Source organism: Paenibacillus sp. 01T431 (assembly GCF_056398625.1).
The window spans coordinates 566,490-588,803 of the sequence record NZ_JBFTPT010000001.1; the positions used below are offsets into that span (position 1 = coordinate 566,490).

The 22,314-nt window shown below is 45.9% G+C and carries 18 protein-coding genes; all 18 read left to right on the forward strand.

What is annotated here, in order from left to right; all coding sequences use genetic code 11:
- The first annotated feature begins 32 nt into the window (after positions 1-32).
- The 18 genes from AC1DM9_RS02400 (at position 33) to AC1DM9_RS02485 (ending at position 22,305) form a co-directional block, all read left to right on the forward strand.
- Positions 33-1,514 carry a methyl-accepting chemotaxis protein gene (locus tag AC1DM9_RS02400; protein WP_477578318.1) on the forward strand — a complete coding sequence of 494 codons (1,482 nt, stop codon included), beginning with the start codon at positions 33-35 and terminating at the stop codon, positions 1,512-1,514.
- Between the two features lie 300 nt (positions 1,515-1,814).
- On the forward strand, positions 1,815-2,870 hold the full coding sequence (locus AC1DM9_RS02405; protein WP_477578319.1) for a phosphotransferase enzyme family protein: 1,056 nt from the start codon (positions 1,815-1,817) through the stop codon (positions 2,868-2,870).
- A 213-nt stretch (positions 2,871-3,083) separates the two neighbouring features.
- Complete coding sequence (locus tag AC1DM9_RS02410) at positions 3,084-3,464, forward strand: hypothetical protein (protein WP_477578321.1); 381 nt, start codon at positions 3,084-3,086, stop codon at positions 3,462-3,464.
- Between the two features lies 1 nt (position 3,465).
- Positions 3,466-3,993: a nucleoside-triphosphatase gene (locus tag AC1DM9_RS02415; protein ID WP_477578323.1), complete on the forward strand. Its 528-nt coding sequence runs from the start codon at positions 3,466-3,468 to the stop codon at positions 3,991-3,993.
- A gap of 740 nt (positions 3,994-4,733) precedes the next feature.
- A complete protein-coding gene (locus tag AC1DM9_RS02420; RefSeq protein ID WP_477578324.1) occupies positions 4,734-5,519 on the forward strand; it encodes a nitroreductase family protein in 786 nt (261 codons plus the stop codon).
- 125 nt (positions 5,520-5,644) lie between these two features.
- On the forward strand, positions 5,645-5,827 hold the full coding sequence (locus tag AC1DM9_RS02425) for a YezD family protein (RefSeq protein ID WP_076269036.1): 183 nt from the start codon (positions 5,645-5,647) through the stop codon (positions 5,825-5,827).
- A 25-nt stretch (positions 5,828-5,852) separates the two neighbouring features.
- Entirely contained in the window at positions 5,853-6,161 is a 309-nt protein-coding gene (locus AC1DM9_RS02430) for a hypothetical protein (protein ID WP_339204725.1), read from the forward strand.
- Positions 6,162-6,257: 96 nt separating this feature from the next.
- Positions 6,258-7,226, forward strand: a complete 969-nt coding sequence (locus tag AC1DM9_RS02435) for an aldo/keto reductase (protein ID WP_477510656.1) — start codon at positions 6,258-6,260, stop codon at positions 7,224-7,226.
- Between the two features lie 98 nt (positions 7,227-7,324).
- Positions 7,325-8,434: an ABC transporter ATP-binding protein gene (locus tag AC1DM9_RS02440; RefSeq protein ID WP_477510655.1), complete on the forward strand. Its 1,110-nt coding sequence runs from the start codon at positions 7,325-7,327 to the stop codon at positions 8,432-8,434.
- Positions 8,435-8,470: 36 nt separating this feature from the next.
- A complete protein-coding gene (locus AC1DM9_RS02445; protein WP_477578326.1) occupies positions 8,471-11,425 on the forward strand; it encodes an extracellular solute-binding protein in 2,955 nt (984 codons plus the stop codon).
- A complete protein-coding gene (locus tag AC1DM9_RS02450; protein WP_083682186.1) occupies positions 11,415-12,311 on the forward strand; it encodes a carbohydrate ABC transporter permease in 897 nt (298 codons plus the stop codon). Before AC1DM9_RS02445 ends, AC1DM9_RS02450 begins: the two co-directional genes overlap by 11 nt.
- A 48-nt stretch (positions 12,312-12,359) precedes the next feature.
- Positions 12,360-13,163, forward strand: coding sequence for a carbohydrate ABC transporter permease (locus AC1DM9_RS02455; protein ID WP_477510653.1), 804 nt, complete (start codon positions 12,360-12,362; stop codon positions 13,161-13,163).
- A gap of 12 nt (positions 13,164-13,175) precedes the next feature.
- Positions 13,176-15,329 (forward strand): SMP-30/gluconolactonase/LRE family protein, encoded by a 2,154-nt coding sequence (locus tag AC1DM9_RS02460; RefSeq protein ID WP_477510652.1) that lies wholly within the window; start codon positions 13,176-13,178, stop codon positions 15,327-15,329.
- Positions 15,326-17,596, forward strand: coding sequence for a DUF5696 domain-containing protein (locus AC1DM9_RS02465; RefSeq protein ID WP_477551778.1), 2,271 nt, complete (start codon positions 15,326-15,328; stop codon positions 17,594-17,596). Before AC1DM9_RS02460 ends, AC1DM9_RS02465 begins: the two co-directional genes overlap by 4 nt.
- Positions 17,593-18,459, forward strand: a complete 867-nt coding sequence (locus AC1DM9_RS02470) for a carbohydrate ABC transporter permease (protein ID WP_076269028.1) — start codon at positions 17,593-17,595, stop codon at positions 18,457-18,459. Before AC1DM9_RS02465 ends, AC1DM9_RS02470 begins: the two co-directional genes overlap by 4 nt.
- 23 nt (positions 18,460-18,482) lie before the next feature.
- Entirely contained in the window at positions 18,483-19,457 is a 975-nt protein-coding gene (locus tag AC1DM9_RS02475; protein WP_339204716.1) for a carbohydrate ABC transporter permease, read from the forward strand.
- A 197-nt stretch (positions 19,458-19,654) separates the two neighbouring features.
- The gene (locus AC1DM9_RS02480; protein WP_477578329.1) at positions 19,655-20,989 is read left to right on the forward strand and encodes an LLM class flavin-dependent oxidoreductase; all 1,335 of its coding nucleotides are present in this window, start codon (positions 19,655-19,657) and stop codon (positions 20,987-20,989) included.
- Positions 20,989-22,305 carry an LLM class flavin-dependent oxidoreductase gene (locus tag AC1DM9_RS02485; protein ID WP_477578331.1) on the forward strand — a complete coding sequence of 439 codons (1,317 nt, stop codon included), beginning with the start codon at positions 20,989-20,991 and terminating at the stop codon, positions 22,303-22,305. The genes AC1DM9_RS02480 and AC1DM9_RS02485 overlap by 1 nt, the downstream gene beginning before the upstream one ends.
- Positions 22,306-22,314 lie beyond the last annotated feature (9 nt).

The following is a 22,314-nucleotide window of genomic DNA, read 5'->3' on the forward strand; positions in this document are numbered from 1 at the left end:
ACATGAGTTAACACAGAAAAGGCGGAAATGTCATGAAAAAAGAATTAACAGAACTAGACAAACGGAATCGATTGTTAATAAAAATCCTGTGGAGTTTGCTTGCTCTCGGGATCGTTACAGATCTTGCTATTGGGCTTGATGCAAAGATGGTTCTTCTTCTTGCGGGAGTCGGTATATTTTTGTGCGGTGCAGCTACTTTCATGACATACCGTGGCATTTTTACACAATTTATTAAATTTTTTGTACCCTTTATATTGACCATTATCGTTACTTTATTAATCGTATCGGATCCGAATCCTATTGTGAGCACGTACTTTTTAGTTTATGTAAACCTCGCAATCATTACTCTTTACGCAGACTATAGACCGATTATTTTGACAGGTGTTTTGGGAGCTGCAGTAAGCACATATTTATTTTTTGATCCTGTGCTGCAGCCTAAGCTATTCCCAAACGAATCGCTTGTTTATTTATTTTTGTATCTCTTATTTGCTACGGTTGCGCTCGCATTCTCAGCCGGCTTCAGCGGCAAATTGCAGCGGCAGGTAACAGACAAGCAGCGGGAAGCTTTAGCTTCTAAGGATATGGCAGAGGCGCTGCTCGCTAAACTAAACTCTTCTATTATTGTATTAACGGAGTTCAGCAGCAGCCAGCAGCTGACGGTTCGTTCCACTGGAGAAATATCGAAAGAGGTAACGGCAACGTTCTCCGAAATGTCGGCTGCGATCGAGAAGCAGACAGGGACTATTATGAACATTAGTGAATCCTCGCAGGTCATTGATACTTCGGTTAAAACGCTTTTGGAAGGTACGGAGCAGCTGAAGCAATTTTCTACGGTTAATGCAGATTTGACGGAGAACAATCGGGAGAAAATGGCTGTGTTATCGTCAGAGGTAGAAAGTGTTCGCTCTATCATTACACATACCGTGGACATGATGATTGAACTCAATGAGCAAAATGATCGTGTAAGCTCAATTGTAGAAACGATTAGTACGATTGCTGAGCAGACGAATCTACTTGCGCTTAATGCTGCGATTGAAGCAGCTCGCGCAGGCGAGCACGGCAGAGGTTTTGCTGTCGTATCAGGCGAGGTGCGCAAGCTTGCAGATAATGCGAGAGYGGCGACGAATGAAATATCTGAAATTTTGACGGGTATTCGTTCACAAATCAGTGCTGTACACGCGCAAGTTGAAAGTGGCCAAGCAGCAGTGACGACGAGCAGAGATGTATCTTTGCAGGTTGAGAAGCTTATTGATCAGATAAACGAGAATACGGAGCTTGTGAAAAGGCATTCTGATTCAGTTGGCAGCTCTGCCAATGAACTGCATGAGCGTTATGCGAGCATGTCGAGTGAAATGCTCAATATCGCAGCTACTACGGAACAAAATATGGCTTCTGTTGAAGAGGTTCATGCCAGCATGGAAACACAGGATATGAAGATTCATACGATGGTAGAAGAATATGCTCAGCTTGATCAATTGCTTTCAGAGCTTAAGCAAATGGCGGCGAAGCATTAAGCTGATTTATCATAACATCATTCGTTTTATAGAAAACGTCAATAGAAGGAGTACTGCTTACCTCGAATGGGGTTGGCGGCTCCTGAAATGGCGTTTTTTTTGTTAGTTTTATATGAATATGGATGAATAATTAACGGACAAATATGGAGTCACAAACCTCTGTTATCGGTGAGCAGTTAATAGAGTGATTTTGTGTATTAAATGATTTCTAAATGTTTATTACTTAGGTTCACGGCATGATAGCCATTATAATTACAAGAACAATGAAATGGTGGTTATAGCCGTTGAAGGAGATAATATATGATTGATTTTTTTCGTTTTGATACAGATGAGAATAGGATATCACTGCTAGCTCGAGCGAGGAAAGTTGCGTTATCGGCACTGCAAGAGTATGACTTGGAATGGGTGAGCATTCGATTTATTCAGCTGTCGGACACAATCACGTATAAAATTGAGACAGATACAGCGGAAAAATATTTGCTTCGAATTCATTCGGATCGACTCAGCATAGAGGAAATTCGTTCAGAGCTTGCTTTGCTTCAGGCCTTAAATAAATCGGAGGATTTGCATGTGCCAGAAGCGCTGGCAAGCTGCAGTGGAGCTTATGTTTTGCAGATCGATACGGAAGCCGGCTATCGTCGTCCGTATGTTACTCTGATGCGATGGGTAGATGGCGAGCACGCTAGCGGGGAGTTTTCGGATCATACGGTTCATCTTATGGGTGTCATGATGGGGAGGTTTCACAAAGCAACTGCAAATTTTGTCCCGCCTTCTGATTTTGTTCGTCCTGTTTGGGGAGCAGAGAGCTTTAGTCGTCAAATGGCTAAGCTGGAACAGTATTATGGATGTTTTTTATCGGGTGAGGCATGGAGATCGTATCAAGCAGCGGCTGAGAAAATCATATCGGAACTGGCTGTAATGGAACGCAGCGGTGATAACTACGGACTCATTCATGCGGATTTGCATAGCGGCAACATCGTTTTTAACGAGGATCTGCCGTATCCCATTGATTTTGGCAGATGCGGTTTTGGTTATTTTCTGTACGATATGGCAGGCTCGCTATTAGAGCTTTATCCGAAGCATCGCTGGCTGTTTATTCAAGGCTACGAAAGTGTAAGAAAGCTGGAAACGGACTATGTTAAGAGGCTTGAATGTTTTTTCGTCATGTTCATGATCGAGAATTATTGCCATCATGCCTCAGACCCAAGAGAAACAGCCAGTTTAATTGCAGAACAGCCGTATGCTCAGGCGTATATAAGAGATTATTTAAACGATACACGGTTTTTATTCCAAGTTATCGAACCTATGGAAATCGATAGAACAGCAATTTTAGGGAGGACGGATAATGGAGAGTGAAGGTGAAAATATGATATTAGTCCCATAAAGGCTGATCGTTATGAAGTCCGTGCGCTGCGCGGGCTTTTTTGTGAATGGAGCGAAGCATCAAAATAATAAAACAGATAAGGCAATTGTGAAACATTGTAAATTAAATAAACGTTTAATACTTATCTAAGCAAACAAGGCGGTGTTTAATTGGAGATAGTCAAACATTTTTTTCTTTGGATTTTTATGATTATATTGTTTGTTGCGGCAGCGGTGGTCTTGGAATTATTCGAGGGGAGCAAAATTATGACAACCGAATATTATGGTCTCCGTAATATCGGGCTGACGTTCGTTTTGCTGATGGTTGTTTACGCCTTCCTTTTTTATCCGATTACATTGCTGCCCATCTCTTTGGTTGTTCATAAGCTGGTGAAATCTTTAATAATTAAGGCTTCAATCTATATCCTGTTTGGTGGATTGGTGGGCGTATATATGTTTCATTATTTATATGATAATTTTGTCTCGGGATACGAGTTGAATAGAAATAGCTCTATTATAATATTTGCGGTTGTGGGTTTGTTATATGCCCTAGCAGAAAATATGCTGCACCGCCGAATGAGGGAATGATATGGAAACATGTTTTTTGTTGACTGGGAAGCCGCGAGTAGGCAAATCGACTGCCATTGTACAGCTTATTAACCGAATAGGCGCTGAGCATGTTGGAGGATTTTATACGGAAGAAATACGGAGCGAAACGGATCGTATTGGATTTAACTGCGTAACATTGGATGGAGTAAGCGAAAGAATAGCAAGTGTAGATAGTACAAGTTCCATAAGAATAGGAAGATATGGCGTTGAATTAGAAGTTTTTGAGAATTTAGCTCTAACGTCAATTAGACATTCCTTGAAGACGAAGAAGGTAACGGTTATTGATGAAATTGGCTACATGCAAATGTTATCGGTACCTTTTCGGAAAATGGTCTATGACATGGTTTCAAGCTCGCAGCATCTCATCATAGGGACGATTTGCTTGGATAGCCATTCCGAAATTGACAAGATAAAGGAGCTGCCAGGCATCAAGCTGTACGTTATGAATGAAGAAAATAGAGAATTAACAACAGAGGCATTGGCGAACGATCTTTTTAGGGTGTTGTAGGTGGTTCATTGTACGATAAAGAAGCTTCCTAATCCACGTTCTAAGTGGGTGGGGATGCTTTTTTTGAATCTGCAGATTTGCTCGATAATGAGTATGTGTAAGGTTAATCGTATTTTGAGTAATCGTATCTTCTAACAGGAAAAACTCCTGTTAATTTCTCAGTTTATACGTCAAATGCTCAATTAACAGGAAAATCTCCCGTTAATTTCGGGAAATTAGCTCTATTTCAGGAAAATGAAGAAAATTAACTGGAGAATTTCCATGTAATTAGTTAAATTAGACTCTTTTTGATGAATTAACAGGAGAAATTCCCGTTAGCGTAGGGATTCTCGTAACAATTGAAGGGATTTACGTGTGAAAAATGGATTTAGTAAAGGGTTTGGGTAACATTTGCGTGAATCGCGCGTAAAAAATTGAGTTAGCGTAGGGATTTCTCGTACCAATTGAGGGGAAATCCCGTGTGAAGAATCGAGTTAGTATAGGGAGTTTCGTATCATGGGAAAATTCATACGAAGAATCCAGTCAGTATAAGGATTTAGGTAATAAATTAGTGAATTCAGTGTGAAAATTTTCAGTTGGCGTAGGGAGCTTAGTAACGAGTGGCGAAGCAAGCTTGACTTTGGCAGCAGCGAAAGCGTGGCGCCAATTTGTAAAAAAGAGTCGTGGAAATTAGACGGATAAGTGTTGACGGATGGAAAACATCATGTTAAATTTAATTTATCCTATTGAATTAGTCGGAAATGAATAATGACACTTGCATCGTCATTCATGGCAATGGTTTCGCTATATTTGATTGCAAGTCGCGCTCGCTAGAAAACTGGAGGCGCATGCCAACCGAATGCCGAATCGGTTGTCGTGCGCCTTCTTTTTATTCAAAGGAAGAGGAGATGGGGATAGTGAGTCATGTTGGTTTTGGAGCTAATGCTCAGTCACTTGAGCAGCAATACAGTAAAGAGGTTGCCGATGCAAGAAGCCCTGATTATCCTGTACACCCGCTTATTCTGAATCGATGGTCGCCACGATCCTACTCGGAGCAGCTTGTGAGCGATGAAGAGCTTTATACGGTTTTGGAAGCTGCAAGGTGGGCGCCATCGTCCAGCAATTTGCAGCCTTGGAGATTTTACGTGGCAAGGGAAGAAGCCGAGCATGAGCAGTTCCGCAAGTTCATCGTGCCTGGCAACCGTTTGTGGACAGACCACGCACCCGTGCTGCTGCTTCTAGCTTCTGAAGCGGTTAAGCAAGATGGCAATCCGAATGTGTCGCATGCTTTCGATACAGGAGCTGCTTGGGCAACTTTGGCGCTGCAAGCGAGGCTGCTTGGTCTATCGACTCGTGCCGTTGGAGGATTTGACCGAGCGGAAGCACGCAAGATTTTAGAAGTACCTGAACATATTGCACTGCATGCCGTCATCGCACTCGGTCATCGTGGAGGACTTGATACGCTCGATGAAAAGTTTCGCGATAAAGAAATTCCGAATGGGCGTCGTCCCTTGGCTGAGAGTCTATTGGAGATTAAGGTAGATTAAACGGCAAATGCTTTCTGGAAACCCGTGTGACCATGCATTTGGTTTGATGGCACTAATAAATTTGGTTTGCTAGCACTTATAAATTTAGTTTGAAAACACTCATAAATTTGGAGAGGATGTTGAATATGTCCAGAACGGTTGAGGTTGCTGATGAATGGTTGAAGCGAATACAGGATCAATTGGCAGGCGTTCAATATGGCATCGTTCAAATTACGATTCATAATGGTCAAATTGTACAAATTGATCGGACGGAGCGCAGCCGTTACGAGGTGGAGAAGCTGCCATCTGCTGCTCGCAAGCAAAGATAACCGTTTATAAATGGAGAGGATGCGTATGAAGAACGATAGGAGCTCCAGTTTATATGAATGGCCGGATCTTGCCTTTCATCATTACTGCTTGCAAATGTATCGGCTGAACCGTGGTGTCTACAATACCATTGATCAATGGCTGTATGACAACGGTTATGCTGGAATCAAAGGCCGGCGGAAGATGATTATTCAGTTTCTAGATCACATGATCAAGCTGCAGGCGGAAGAAGGCCATAAGTATTTATCCTTTGGTAAAGGAAATTTGGTCGCTCAGCTTAGCCAATTTGCTGCTGAACACGAAGTTCCAGTAATAAGAGCATTGGCCGCATACTAATAATGAATATATTCGACCGGAAAACCGGAGACATTTTGCAAATGCAAAACCTGTCTCCGGTTTTTTTTTGTACAAAATTTGAGGAGGATAACGAACATGGAATATCGTAAATTGGGAAGAACAGGACTAAAAGTATCTGAGGTGAGCTTAGGTACGATGGCGTTTGGAAGATGGATTGATGAGGAGGCATCTGCTGGAATTTTGGATGCCGCGCTGGATCATGGCATTAACCTCGTGGACACTGCTAATGTATACGGGGAAGGTGAGTCGGAACGTATACTGGGCAATTTGTTAAAAGAAAGACGTCACCAAATTGTGCTGGCAACCAAAGTTCATGGCCGCGTAGGCGAAGGGGTAAATGATTCGGGGCAAAGCCGCTATCATATTTACAAGGCTGTTGAAGACAGCTTGAAACGGTTGAAAACCGATTATTTGGATCTGTATCAGGTACATCGATTTGATCCTAATACCCCTCTTGAAGAAACGCTTCGAGCTTTAGATGATCTGGTGCGTCAAGGGAAAGTAAGATACATAGGCGCTTCTAATTTTGCTGCATGGCAGCTTGCGAAGGCTCACGGTATAAGCGCGCTGCATAGCCTGCATCGCTTCGAAAGTCTCCAACCGGAATACAGCATCATCTCGCGTGAAATTGAGAAGGAAATTATACCTTTTGTGCAATCGGAGCAAGTAGGCGTTATCGTTTATAGTCCGCTTGGCAGAGGAATACTCTCTGGCAAGTATAGGGTTGGAGAAGCGCCGCCTGAAGGATCACGGCTTGCGGCAGGCGAGCAAAGGCTGGAGGAGCTTTTGAAGAAAAATGCAATTCCAGTTGCTGAGGCGATTAGACCTTTGGCGGAAGAAAAGGGCCTTACTCAAGCGCAATACGCATTGTCTTGGGTACTGAGTCGTCCTGGCATTACTTCGGCAATTCTAGGCGCTTCAAAGCTTGAGCATATTACGGAAGCTGCAAAAAGCTGGGATGTTAAACTAAGCGCTGAGGAACTGGCGAAGGCTGATGAAGCAACCTCCAATTTGGAGTCGGCAAAAGAAGCCATTCCGAGCTAATTCTATAATGGAATACATTCTACCGTATAAATGGAGGATATCAGAGCAGTGTGTGATATCCTCATTTTTTTATCAAGTTCGGATGGGAGGCGGTAAGCATGGCGGGAGTAACGATTAATCATCTATACAAAAGATATGGCAAAGACAAACACGCGGTTGTGCAGGATTTCCAGCTGGAAATTAAAGATAAGGAATTTATCGTATTCGTCGGTCCTTCCGGCTGCGGCAAATCGACGACATTAAGAATGATTGCCGGGCTTGAAGAGATCTCCGAAGGCGAAATTTATATTGGAGAGCAGCTCGTCAATAAGCTACCTCCGAAGGACCGTGATATTTCGATGGTTTTTCAGAACTATGCCCTCTACCCCAATCTAAGTGTATATGAGAATATTGCGTTTGGACTGAGGATGCGCAAGCTTCCTAAGCATGAGATCGATTTGGCGGTAAAAAATGCTAGCCGAATTCTGGAGATTGAGCCGTATTTAAATCGCAAGCCAAAGGAGCTGTCGGGCGGTCAGCGCCAGCGGGTGGCGCTTGGCAGAGCTATCGTGCGTGACCCGAAGCTGTTTTTGATGGATGAGCCGTTGTCTAACTTAGATGCCAAGCTTAGAGTAACAATGCGTATGGAAATAACGAAGCTGCACAAAAAATTAGGCACAACCTTTATATTCGTTACCCATGATCAGGTCGAAGCGATGACGATGGCGGACCGTATTGTCGTGATGAAGGGCGGACTCATTCAACAATGTGATACGCCGGAGCTGATCTACTCCAAACCTTCGAATACGTTTGTTGCGAGCTTCATAGGTTCTCCTCAAATCAATTTCATTCATGGACGCGTGCAGGAAAATCCGCAGGGGCGATTAGAGTTTCATACGAATCGTTTTCAACTGAAGTTAAATGAAGTGATGGAGGATATTTTACGCAAAAATAACCAACTAAACAAATCGGTGATATTAGGTATAAGGCCGGAAAATGTGAAGCTGGAAGGCTTGTTCTCGGAGACGATCATTACCGGAACCTATAAGGACAATGAACTTATGGGCGCTGATCGTTTTCTTTATTTAGACATCGGACAGGAGAAGCTGCTCATTGCACGCGTCGATCCCGATAATCGTTTTGCTGAAAATGAGAAAGTGAAAGTAGAGCTTGATATATCGAAGGCTCATTTCTTTCATAAGGATACGGGTGAAAGATTTACAGAATGATCGGTATTTGCGAAGGAGGGAGGCGGCTTAACCTTTATGAATAAGAAACGGAAATGGCTTGTCTATGGTGCCAGTATTGTCATTGCAGCATGGCTGCTTAATGCTGGAGCGGCAGTAAACTCAGAATCTGGAGACAAAACCGATACGGTCCAATATGACAAGCTCGTAACTACATTTAATTATGAGGTTGATCCTTATTTTAGCGATGCGCTGGCAGCATGGCAGGAGAAGGGCCTGAGCAATGCAACAACTTCAATTCAGCTGGATGCAGCGAAGCCATCTCGTGTATCGAATGAAGAGGAGATCAAAGCAGGCGATTATGACGGTAAATCAAACATACTGATTTGGAATACAAGGAACACAGGATGGGTTGAATATCAAGTTGACGTTGCAGAGAGTGCGCTGTATGAAATCCACGTATCTTATAACCCTCTGAAGGATGGAAGAAAGGGACCGATCGGGTGGGAGGTAACGATAGATGGCCAAAGGCCGTTTAGGGAAGCCTCTTCCATATCCTTATATCGGACATGGGAGGATGTGCGCCCTATTCTGAAGAACTCAGACGGCGATGAAATTCGTCCTCGTTCGATTGATGTGTCGGGCTGGAGCGAGAAGCCGTTAACGGATTCAGGAGGGGCATATGCGCAGCCTTTGCAATGGCATTTCGAACAAGGAACGCATACCATTCGATTGCAAGGGTTTGACCCCGTTGCGCTTGAGCGAATTAAGCTTGTTCCGAGCAAGCAAATACCTGATTATGCTGAAGTTAAGGCTGCGTATGCCGATACGCCTTCTCTTGCGGGCGATGTATTGACGATTCAAGCGGAGGATTTTACGAGCAAAAATGATACGGCAATAAAGCTATTTTCGGATAAAAACTCACGCACGCTGCCGCGGTATACGGGAAGAATTATTTACAATACGGTCGGCGGTCCGCGCTGGCTTGAACAAAACCAGGAAATCTCATGGTCGTTTGAGGTGCCGGAGAGCGGCTTGTACAAAATAGGCTTTCGCGCTCTGCAAAATACGATAGCTCAGAAAACCTCCTACCGGGTCGTTCGAGTGGATGGAGAGGTACCGTTTACGCAATTTTTAGCGTATGGCTTTCCTTATTCTACTGGTTGGAACGGAATGATTTTGCAGGACGAAAAAAAGAATCCGTATTTGCTTAATCTAGAGAAGGGCAAACATACGTTGTCGCTAGCCGTCACACAATCGCCTATTAAGTCTATCGTTGTGGATGTCGAGAAGCTGATCGCTCATTTGGATGCGATTGACTGGGATTTGCGTACGATTACAGGCTCGAGCTCGAAGAAGACCATTGACCGCAATCGTACGTGGAACATGGAGCAGGACTTCCCAGGGATGACTGACAAGATGGCGCTGGCAGCGGATGTCATGGAGTCACTGTCGAAGCGGGTAGTTAAAGCAAATGGCAACAAGGATTCAATCAGTCAAGGACTCGATACATCAGCAAAGGATTTGCGAGCATTGCTTAAGAAGCCTGAAGAAATTCCTTATCAGGTCGAAGAGATTTCTTCGATGAGAGAGAAATTCGGTACTTTTATCGATACACTGCTCAAGCAATCGCTGCAGCTGGATGAGGTTTATATTATTCCCGAGAAGACGGATGCTCCGAAAATGGAAGCTGGTTTTTTTGGCCGGCTATGGGGCAGCGCTCAAAACTTTATTTACTCTTTCGATGCGAGGGACAGCCTTAACGATTTGGACGACAAGAAGCTGAACATTTGGGTTCAGCGCGGCAGGGATTATGTGGATCAGCTGCAGCAGCTTGCTGATGAGTCGTTCACGCCAGAAACAGGCATTGAGGTAAAGGTGAACCTGCTTCCAAATGCTGAGCTTTTGCTTATGTCTAATGCAGCTGGCGTGCAGCCGGATATTGCCCTTGGCTTGACGCAGGATTTGCCAGTCGATTATGCCATTCGCGGTACGCTGCAGGATTTAAGCAAGTTTGAAGATTTTGATCAGTTGTATCCGAAGTTTAGTCCGGGATCGTGGCTGCCGCTGCACTACGATGGCGGTTATTATGGCGTGCCGGAAACGCAGTCGTTTCAAGTTCTCTATTAMCGCAAGGATATTTTGAAGCGTATTGGAGCTGAAATTCCCGAGACATGGGAGGACGTATATCAGCTATTGCCTACGCTGCAGCAAAACTTTATGAACTTCTACGTAAATCCGAAGGAGTTTACGCATTTCTTCTATCAAAATGGCGTCGAGTTTTATGAACCCGGCGGTGTGAAATCAGGTCTCGATGGTCCAGAGGCTTATCGTGCTTTCAAGCAATGGACGGATCTATTTAATACATACGCTGTGGAGCGGGAGGTGCCGAGCTTCTATCAGCATTTCCGCAGCGGAACGATGCCAATCGGCATATCGGATTACAACATGTATGTGCAGCTTTCGGCTGCTGCGCCTGAGCTGAATGGACGCTGGGGCATCGCGCTTATTCCCGGTACGAAGCAGGCGGACGGATCGATAAGCCGCTGGGCTGGCGGGGGGCAGCGTACGGGTGTCATTTTTGACAAGTCCAATAAAAAAGCAGAGTCATGGCAATTCCTGAAGTGGTGGTTGTCAGCTGAGGTGCAGGAGCAATATGGCTCTGATTTGGAAGCGGTCAATGGCGTCGCTTTCCGCTGGAATACGTCCAACGTGGAAGCCTTCACGCATCTGCCGTGGAAAAAGGAGGATGCTGAAATTATTTTGAACCAGTGGAAATGGTATAAGGATATTCCGAATGTGCCCGGCGGATATTTCTTGGAACGCGAGATTCATAATGCATGGAATCGATCCGTTGTTGGAACAGCGAATTATATGTCCTCCTTGGAGCAAGCCGTTCGGGACATTAACCGCGAGCTTCTAAGGAAGCAGCAGGAATTTGGCTACATCAATGAGCGAGGCGAACAGGTGAATAAGCTGGACATTCCTATTGTCGATCAGCCTTGGGAAGGGATTGATCGTTATGTGGAGTAGATTATGGTCGTATCGTATTTCGTATTTGTTTATCGCGCCGTTTCTGATATGCTTCGCTCTGTTTATCGTTATTCCGATTCTTGCCGCGGTAGGCTTAAGCTTTACCTATTACAACGGGATTGAGCCTCCTCGCTTTATTGGCTGGAGCAACTTTCAGTATTTGATCGCGCAGGATCTGCTGTTCCTAAAATATGCGCTGCCCAATACATTTAAGTTTGCTGTCATTGTTGGTCCCGGCGGTTATGCTGCCGCCTTCCTGCTCGCATGGCTTATTTCACGGCTGCGCGGCGGCGTTCGCAAGTGGGTGGCGCTTGCGATGTATACGCCATCGCTTACCGTTGGCATAGCGATGACGATTATCTGGCTTCCCTTGCTGTCGGGCGATCGCATTGGCTATTTGAACAGCTTTCTATTAAAAGCAGGCCTTATCGACGTGCCAAAGTTATGGGTGACCAGTCCAGAGTTTCTTATGAACTCGATGATCGTCGTCACATTGTGGTCGAGCATGGGTGTAGGCTTCCTAGCAATGCTGGCGGGTATTCTTAACGTGGATACGATACTTTATGAGGCAGGAAGAATCGACGGCATCAGAAACAACATACAGGAGCTATGGTATATTACGATTCCGTCCATGAAGCCGCAAATGCTGTTTGGCGCCGTAATGGCGATTGTTACGACCTTTAAGACCGGATCAATTGGTGTTGAGCTATCCGGTCAAAACCCGACGCCCGAATATGCCGGGCATTTGATCGTGAACCATATTAACGATTATGGTCTCATCCGTTTTGAAATGGGTTATGCGGCGACGGTTTCGGTGTTTCTTCTTATATTTATGTATTTCGCGAACAAGCTCAGCTGGGGATTGTTCGGTACGAAGGAGGAGTAACAGCTGAAACAATCAAGCCTTGGTATAAAAATAAGCTTTAATCTGTTCATGCTTATCATATCCGTCATCATGATCCTGCCGATCATTTATATTTTTAATCATGCCTTCAAGCCTTATCATGAATTGTTCGTCTATCCGCCGACCTTCTTTGTGAAGGAGCCGAACATTCAGAACTTTGTTGAGCTCTTTTGGGTAACGTCCAATTCAATCGTTCCGGTATCGCGCTATTTGTTCAATAGTTTGTTCATTTCGGCTGCGAGTGTTGTTGGCGTGACGACTGTGAGTGCGCTTTGCGCTTATCCGTTGTCAAAACATCCTTTTCCGGGCCGCGCATTCATCTTTGCTACGATTATTCTAATGCTGATGTTTACGCCGGAGGTTATTCAAATTCCGAGGTATTTGGTCGTCAGCCACCTTGGCATTATGAATACGTATTGGGGGCATTTGCTGCCCGTACTTGCTTTGCCGGTGGGCGTGTTCCTGCTCAAGCAATTCGTGGATCAGATTCCTGATTCACTGCTGGAGGCTGCACGAATAGACGGGGCAAACGAATTTATCGTATTTGCTCGTATCGTCATTCCGATGTGTATGCCGGCCATCGCAACCGTTGCGATACTCTCCTTTCAGAACTCTTGGGGCAACGTGGAGACATCGATGCTGTTCATGCAGGACGATGAAATGAAAAACTTTCCGTTTTTCCTATCGACATTGACCAATAACTTGGCGAACAATGTGGCACGTCAAGGCGCCGCTGCTGTAGCAGCGCTTATTATGCTCGTTCCGAATTTAATTTTCTTTGTTATTTTGCAAAGCAAGGTCATTTCGACAATGGCGCATTCCGGTATTAAATAAGGGGGAAATCGTTTGAAGAACAGGAGGCTGCGGATTCGTCCGATCATTATAATCCTGATTACGGCGATTTACATAGCTTGGCCCATCTCACCGGCCACAGCCTCGCAGTTACCGTACGAAACCTACTATAAGGATGGATTCGGACAGCTGGTGAAGACGCAAGCGGCTTACATTCCTGCTGGCATTATTGGCACGGATGTTGAGATTACGGAAGCAAACCAAGCTGCGGGAGCCGAAGGGAAAACAAAGCTGCAGCTTAATCAGCCCAAGGATCTATTTGTGGATGATAAGGATCATATTTACATCGCAGACACGGGCAATAATCGAATCGTACACTTGGATGAGCAAGGCCAATATATTCGTGAAATCAAAGTAACAGAAAGCCCCCTCAAGAAGCCAAGCGGCATTTATGTCGATGAAGCTGGAGAGATTTACGTTGCAGATACGGGCAACAACCGGGTTGTAAGGCTCGATCAAGAAGGCAAGCTGCTAAAAGCATTTGGCCGTCCGGAGTCCAGCTATTTGCCGCCGGCTTTCAAGTATGATCCGGTTAACCTCATTGTAGATAAGCGCGGCTTTATTTATGTAACGACGCTTGGCGCTTTTCAAGGCTTGGTGCAGCTTGATCCAGAGGGCAATTTCATTAGTTTTTTTGGGCCGAATAGCGTAAGCTTCTCTTTGTTTGATGCATTTAAGCGATTTGTATATACGCGGGAAATGTATCAAAGGGAGCTGAAGAAGCTGCCTGGAGCTATCGCCAACTCAACGATAGACAAAAACGGATTTATTTATACGGTGACGAAGGAAATTAGCGCGGATCAGGTGAAGAAGCTCAACATCGCGGGTCTCGACCAGCTGGTAGGCAAAGGTGAATTTGCTGCCCTGCAGCCGGTGCGTTCTTACGGAGAGGTATTTCACAGAACGAAGCAAAGTGTAAGTCCCCAGCTCAATGATATTACGGTGGATGCTGCCGGCAACTTTACTGTGATCGACTCTGTAGGCAATATGATTAGTCAATATGATTCGAATGGCAATCTGTTGTTTTTCTGGGGCGGGGATGTCATTACCGCTACGTCCAAGACAGGAATCGTCAAAGCGCCAGCAGCTATTGCGAGCAATTCCAAGGGTGAGCTGCTCGTGCTGGACAGCGTCAATAATTTCATTCAAGTGCTGCGGCTGTCTGAGTTCGGCCATCTCGTCCACGAAGCGAATCAATTAACGCAGGAAGGCAGATACGAGCAAAGCGAGCCGCTCTGGAGCGAGGTTCATCGTTTAAATGCACAATATACACCGGCACTGATCGGTTTGGCGAAGGCCGCTTACAAAAAAGAGGAGTACGCAAGATCGGAGCAGCTGTTTTATCAGGCAGGCGTAGTAGGCGGCTATTCAGAATCCTTTTGGCAAAATCGGTTGACGTGGTTCCAGAAGCACTTTGGCGTCCTCATGAATGTGGCGCTCGTGCTTGGCATCGTGTATCTTCTCTGGAATGTTTTATCCAAAAAGCTTCGCTTAAAAGGCAAACCATCAGCTAAACGCAGTGCTAGGCATCCGATACTTGAACAGCTGCAGCATATGTTCTATTTAATAAAACATCCTGTAGACGGCTTCTATGCTATTCGGTACGAAAACAAAGCAGGATGGTTAAGCAGCATACTGATACTTGTATTTGCATTAGCATCGTACGGATATATGCAGGCGGGCACAAGCTTTGTCTTTAACCCTGCTGTGCATGTCGGTATTGATTTGTTTCCCATTACGATTCAATTTATCGGAATTTGGCTCGGCTTTGTCGTCTCCAACTATTTAATCAGCTCGCTTCTTAGAGGTGAGGGACGGTTCCGAGACGTATTTTATGGCAGCTGCTATGCCTTATTTCCGATTATTCTCATCGGTATACCTGTAACTCTACTCTCGAATGTACTGACCTTAAACGAGCTGGCGATCTTTAAGTTTTTGAAGCTGTTTATCGTTTTATGGGTAGTATTCCTGTTCATATGGATGGTGCAAGGCATACACAACTATACCTTCATCGAAGCTATTTTTATTATCCTCTTATCGTTGCTTGCGCTTGCGATAATCGTCATTCTTATTTTCATCTTGATTAGCCTAAGCATAGAATTGGTCAACTTTATTAATTCCTTATATCAGGAGGTGATCATCCGATGACTGTACGCAAAATAAACATAAAGCTCGTTATGAAGCTGCTGCTCTTAGCTGTTTTGCTGACCGGTATAGGATGGTTTGCTCTTGTGGCGGTCGGGTTATGGGGTAAACCCGCCGACGTGGCCGTAGTTGCTGCAAATCCATTTGAAACGAAAGGCACTGTTCCCTATAAAGCGGGATTGCCAGTTGAAGCAAATTTTGAGCAAATCGCAGAATCAGACCAATTACTGTTGCTTGTAGATAAGGAATCAGCTCACTTCCAAGTAATCAATAAAGCAACAGGGAAGATATGGCGTTCCTATCCAGAGCCGAAGTATTGGGAGGAAGAAACGGTACCGAATACGTGGAAAAATAATTTAACTTCTCCCGTCATCATTGAATACGTAAATGCTAAAAACTACAAATCCTCTTCTGTAACTGCCGGATTAATCGAGAACCAAGGTTACTTGGAAAACTTCCAGGCTGCGGAAAATGGATTTTCGGTCACCTTCGCGCTGCCGAAGGTGCAGTTGAAAATTCCGATTGAGGTGCGTCTGCACAAGGACTATGTAGAGACGAGAATTTTGGATGAGGGAATCGTCGAAGGCGCTTTAAGCTTATTGAATATTAAGCTTTACCCTTTGTTTGGGGCTCAGCCGTCTGCTGGCCAAGAGGGTTACCTTTTGCTGCCGGACGGCTCCGGCTCGTTGATCCATTTTGAGGCAGATCGCTTGATGCAGCAGTTGACCTACAATGAGAGTGTTTATGGGCAGGATCTATCCTATTACAACGAAAATACAGGCAGACAGGGGATTACGATGCCTGTATTCGGCTTAAAGTCAGGGGATCAGGCGTTTGTTGCGATCATCTCCGAAGGGGAGTCGTTCGCGAATGTTTATGCAGCGCCGTCAGGCGCGGTGGGCCGCTCGAACTGGGTGACGACCGAATGGCAGTATCGGAAAAAGTTTTTCCAAAGTGTAAGCAAGAGCACGGGTGAAGGCTTCTATACATACAGCGGCGATAAGTTTATAACGAAAGCTCGCGCAACGCGTTATTATCCACTGCTCCCTAATAAAAGCGATTATGCTGGCATGGCGGAGGTTTATCGCAATTATTTGATTCAAGAGCAGGGTGTAAAACCGCTGGAAACAAACAAAAAAGACATTCCGCTGTTTGTAGATATTGTAGGCGCAGACATCGAGAAGGGGCTTTTTGCAGATTCATATTTAAAAGCGACTACGACAGAAGAGGCGACCGAGCTTGTTCGTTCGATTTATGACAGCGGCATTCAGCATCTGCAAATTCAATTCTCAGGGTGGCAGCAGGACGGTTACAGCACGCATGGCGGCTACTTTCCTGTAGATAAGCGCTTAGGTGGAAACAAAGGGATGAAAAGCTTTATCTCCTTCGCTCATACCTTGGATATTCCTGTTTATTTGACGGCGAATTATACGCTCAATACGAATGGCGATGATCGGTTCTGGTGGAGGCGCGACGGCTTGCGCAATTTGGCAGGAACGGTGCTGGAGGAAAGGGGAAATGAGGACCAGGATGCAGCGAAGTTTGTAAGCCCGAGGTTTTATGAGAAGGTGGTCTCGGCCGATTTGAACAGCTATAAGAGCTTGGGAGCAGACGGCATCTATTTCGAGGATGGCATTGGCAAGCAGGTCAATACGGATTTCAACAGCCGATACTTGGCGAGCAGGGCAGAGGTTGTCGATGTACAGCGCAGCATTTTGAACAAGAGCAAGGAAGCACTCGGGTCGCTTGTGGCGAATAATGTGAATTTCTATGCGCTAGCTCAAATCGACCATATCCATCGCCTAACCGCTGATTATTCGTATGATGTCTTCATCAGTGAAGCGATTCCTTTTGCCCAAATCGTTCTCCATGGCTTGCGCACATATTCGCTGGAATGGTCTAATTTGCGCGATGAGTTTGATGATGAGCTGCTCCGCAGCATTGAATATGGGGCATACCCTGCTTATGTGCTTAGCGGCGACAAGGCAGCTGATTTGAAAAATTCCTATTCCTACTGGTATTACAGCTTGAACTATAAGGATTGGATCGATCATTTAAGTGCTGAATATGCCAAAACCAATGAGGCGCTTGCAGCTGTGCAGGAGCAGTTTATTACGGGACATCGTACGCTCGCTCCAAATGTGAAGGAAACAGAGTATGGCAGCGATTATCGCATTATCGTCAATTATAATCAGACCGATTACAGCAAGAATGGCATTATCGTTCCAGCAAAAGACTTTGTCGTCATAAAAGGAGGAACGAAGCCATGAGATGGAGTCGCAAGCTGGAAAATACGACAGTTAGGAAGCTCGAAGGCTCCCTGTTTATCGCGCCTTGGGTGTTTGGCTTCCTCGTTTTTGTGGCGTTCCCGCTCGGCTATTCGCTGTACATGAGCTTTCATCAGGTGAAAATTACGGTGAGCAGCGTCAACTATACGTTTATTGGACTCAGCCATTACCGGGAAATTTTGATCGCGAACGGAAGCTTGCTCTATGAGGAGCTGTTCCCGTTTCTAAGGGAGTCTGCCATGATGATTCCGATCATTCTTGTCTTTTCCCTGTTTGTCGCCATTTTGCTTAATTTGCGTTTTCCAGGCAGAACGCTGTTTCGGGTCATCTTCTTTTTGCCTGTTATTTTCTCCTCTGGCCAGATTGTGCAGGAGTTTATTGCGCAGGGGGAAGGCTCTCTCAGCATTATGGAGACGCTGCGTATCGACTATTATTTGCGTGAATATGTTCCGGGATCATGGGCGGCTCCGATTCAAAAGGTCATGAGCTCATTTGTTCTCGTCCTTTGGTATTCAGGCGTGCAAATCCTTATTTTCCTTGCTGGACGCCAGACGCTGCCAGCATCTGTGTACGAGGCTTCCCGTATTGACGGCTCGGGACCTTGGAATACATTTTGGAAAATAACGCTGCCCGGTCTTGTCCCTTATATCTTCTTGAACTTAATGTACACGGTAGTCGATTTATTCACCTTCCCATCCAATCCGATTGTCAGCCGAGTGAATACGAGCAATTATGGCAGCTCCAGCGCTTTGGCATGGATCTATTTCTTAATCATCCTAACCTTCGTACTCTTGACCTTATTGCTATACAGCCGAGTGGATAAGTCGCTTTCAGGAAAACGATAAGTGGGAAAGAGAGGTGAGCGTTCATGAAAATTGTGAAAAAAGGAAATGAGATTGCGGCTAATCTATATAGCGATGAAAAGCTGCGAAGAAGCTTGATTGGTCTCAGGTATCGGCTGCTTGGAGCAGAAATTGATAAGGGCATTCTCTTCAAGCTGTTTGTTTATATTATTCTGATTAATGTCGCCTTCATCTATATGAAGCCGATTCTATACATGGTGACGACGATGGTTAAGGATGCGAGAAACATTCTTGACCCAACCGTTATTTGGGTGCCGCGGTCCATATTTTTGGGGCATCTGCAGCAGGCGAGTGAAATGCTGAATTACACGAAGAGTTTCCTCATCAGCGTCTCGCTGGCTTCTTCCGTAGCGGTGCTGCAGGTATTCTCCTGTGCAATTGCCGGTTATGCGTTCGCAAGGCTGGAGTTCCCCTTCAAAAAAGTATGGGGAGCTCTGCTGTTGTTTACGTTTATTATGCCGCCGCAAATTACGATTTTGCCATCGATCATGCTCTTTAAAGAGTTCGGCTGGCTGAACACGTTTTTGCCGATGGTTGTCCCCGCTCTATTTGGCCATGGATTGAAAGGAGCAATGTTCGTTATCATCTATCGATCCTTCTATTCCACACTGCCCAAAGAGCTGGATGAGGCTGCGCGTATGGACGGAGCAGGCCCTTTCCGCCTGTTCTTTCGCGTCATGTTTCCGCTGTCGAGGTCGGCTACCGTTGTGGTCGTACTATTTTCCTTCGTTTGGAACTGGAATGATTTTTACTTTCCGTCACTCTTTATGTTTACTGCGGAGAACGTACCTCTCTCCATTACGCTGGCAAGAATGGCTGGCGAGATGAAGCTGGCTGAAGGGGCAGGGGAGATTACGGTTTATGCCGAAGCGATCAAGATGGCGGCCTCTTTCCTAATTATTATGCCGCTGCTTGTCGTGTATTTGTTCGCTCAGCGGTGGTTCATTGAAGGGGTTGAACGGACAGGATTGGTAGAATAGTAAATCAAAAAAACATTGACATTACGAAGTTGAGATGATAAATTCTTAGCACTTACTATAATCCTTATAAAACAAATTGGTTTAATTGGAAATAATCGACCGGATAGCCGGAGATTGCCTTAGGGCAGCTCTGGCTATTTTTTTTGGGAATTGAACAACGGTAATTAATTCGAAAATGACTTAAGGGGAGTCGTGCGATGAGTGGATCGGAGAGAAAACTAAATCTTAATGCGTTTCTGGCCGCATCAGGCCATCATGAAGCATCGTGGCGGCATGCGGATACGCAGCCGGAGCGAGGCGTTGATATTAAGCATTACTTGAAGCTGACTCAAATTGCCGAACGCGGCTTGCTCGATTCTGTATTTCTGGCGGATGGCTACTGGGCGGGATCGGGATCGCTTGAACCGTTCACCATGCTGTCAGCATTAGCAGCAGCAACCAAACATATCGGTCTAATTGCAACGGTAGAAACGACCTATAATCAACCGTTTCATATCGCAAGGAAGTTTGCATCCTTAGACCATATTAGCAAGGGTCGTGCAGGCTGGAATATCGTGACGGGAGCGGGACCTGCTGCAGAGCAGTTCAGCAGGGAACAGCATCCGGAGCATCATGATCGTTATGAATCAGCGGAGGAATTTGTAGAGATCGTCAAGCAGCTGTGGGACAGCTGGGAGGATGACGCGCTGCCAAATGACAAGATCAGCGGCATCCTGATCGATGAAGCCAAGGTTCATACGATTGATTATGCTGGGAAGTATTTCAAAGTAAAGGGACCGCTGAATATCGCGCGACCGCCGCAAGGTTATCCTGTACTTGTTCAAGCGGGCTCATCTGAGACGGGCAAGGAATTTGCCGCTAAGCTGGCGGAGGTCATTTTTACTGCTCAACTAACCTTCGAGGAGGCAGCAGCTTTTTATAAAGACGTGAAGTTACGTTTGGCGAAGTATGGCAGGACGACGGATCAGCTGAAAATATTGCCTGGGCTTAGTCCGATATTGGCGGATACAGAGGCAGAGGCGCAGGATCTGGAAAATGAGCTGTTTGCGTTTATCGATCATGAAGGGGCGATTAAGCGGTTATCGGGTCGCTTAGGCGTTGATTTGTCTAATCATTCACTTGATGACCTTGTCAATCTGGAGGGCGCACAAACGACAGATCAGGTAAGCGGCATGAAGAGTCGTCACCAGCTTATTTTGGATTTAGTAGAACGCGAACAGCCGACGCTCAGGCAATTGATCAATCGCTTAGCAGGGGCAAGAGGGCATTTTACTTTTACGGGTACACCGCTGCAGCTGGCTGATGTCATTGAAAAGTGGTTCAAGAATGGGGCGGCCGATGGCTTTAATGTGATGCCGCAGGTGTATCCGAGCGGGCTGGAGCGCTTTGTCGATAAAGTTATCCCTGAGCTGCAAAATCGCGGATTGTTCCGTACCTCCTATGAAGAGCAAACGCTGCGCGGAAATCTAGGTTTAGCGAGACCTGCAAATAGCTGGCAGGCCAAAAAAACGGAAGAAGAGGTGCATTCCTAATGAGTGAAGCGAGTCGAAAGGTTCATTTGAATGTTTTTTTGAGAGCGACAGGCCATCATGCGGGAGCTTGGCGGCATCCAGATGCGCGTCCGGATTTGGAGCTGGACATTGATTATTTAGGGCAGCTGGCTCGAATTGCTGAGCGAGGCAAGCTGGATTCCGTATTTTTAGCAGATGGATATGCAGGCGGCGGCAGCAAGCTGGAGCCGTTTACGCTGCTCGCAGCACTTGCTTCTGTAACGGAACATATCGGCTTGATTGCGACAGTCGGGACCGTATATAACGATCCGTTCCATGTCGCAAGGCAGTTCGCCTCGCTGGATCATATTAGCGGCGGCAGAGCTGGCTGGAATATTGTGACGGGTGCGGGCTCAGCTGCCCATAACTTCAGCAGAGACGAACATCCAGAGCATGCGCAGCGCTACGAGACGGGCGAGGAGTTCGTGGAAGTGGTGAAGCAGCTATGGGACAGCTGGGAAGACGACGCCCTTATTTTCGATAAAAAAGCGGGTATATTGCTGGATGCAAATAAGGTGCACGAGATCAACTTCAAAGGCCATACCTATTCGGTGAAGGGACCGCTTAACATTCCGCGTCCGCCGCAAGGTTACCCGGTGCTCGTGCAAGCAGGCTCCTCCGAGCAAGGCAAGGAGCTGGCAGCGAAAACGGCGGAGGTTATTTTTACGGCGCAGCAAACGTTCGATGCAGGCCGTGCCTTCTACTACGATGTGAAATCACGTTTAGCGAAGTATGGGAGAACCGTTGATGAGCTCGTTATTTTGCCGGGGCTCGCTCCGATTGTGGCTGATACGGAAGCGGAAGCGCGCGAGATCGAGGAGGAGCTGCATGCTTTTGTAGATACAAGGCGTGCACTTGATAGTTTATCGGAGCGATTCACGGTGAATTTGAATGATTATCCGCTGGATGCGCCGGTGCCGCTGGGTAAAGCAAAACCTGCTGAGGAGTTCAACGGCATTCGCAGCAGGCAGGAGGTTATTATCGATGCGGCGCGCAGAGAAAGCTTTACGATTCGCCAGCTTCTTTATCGCAGCAATGGAGGACATGGGCATATCACGTTTACCGGGTCTGTGCTTCAAACGGCCGATTTTATTGAAAAATGGTTTAAAAACCATGCGGCTGATGGCTTCAACGTGCTGCCGCAGCTCTTTCCTACAGGGCTTGAGACCTTTGTAGACAAGGTCATTCCAGAGCTGCAAAACCGTGGGTTATTCCGTACCGAATATGAAGGCAAGACGCTTCGTGACAGCTTAGGGCTACAGCGTCCTGCCAATACGCGCCATCTTCAGCAAATATAAATAAATAAT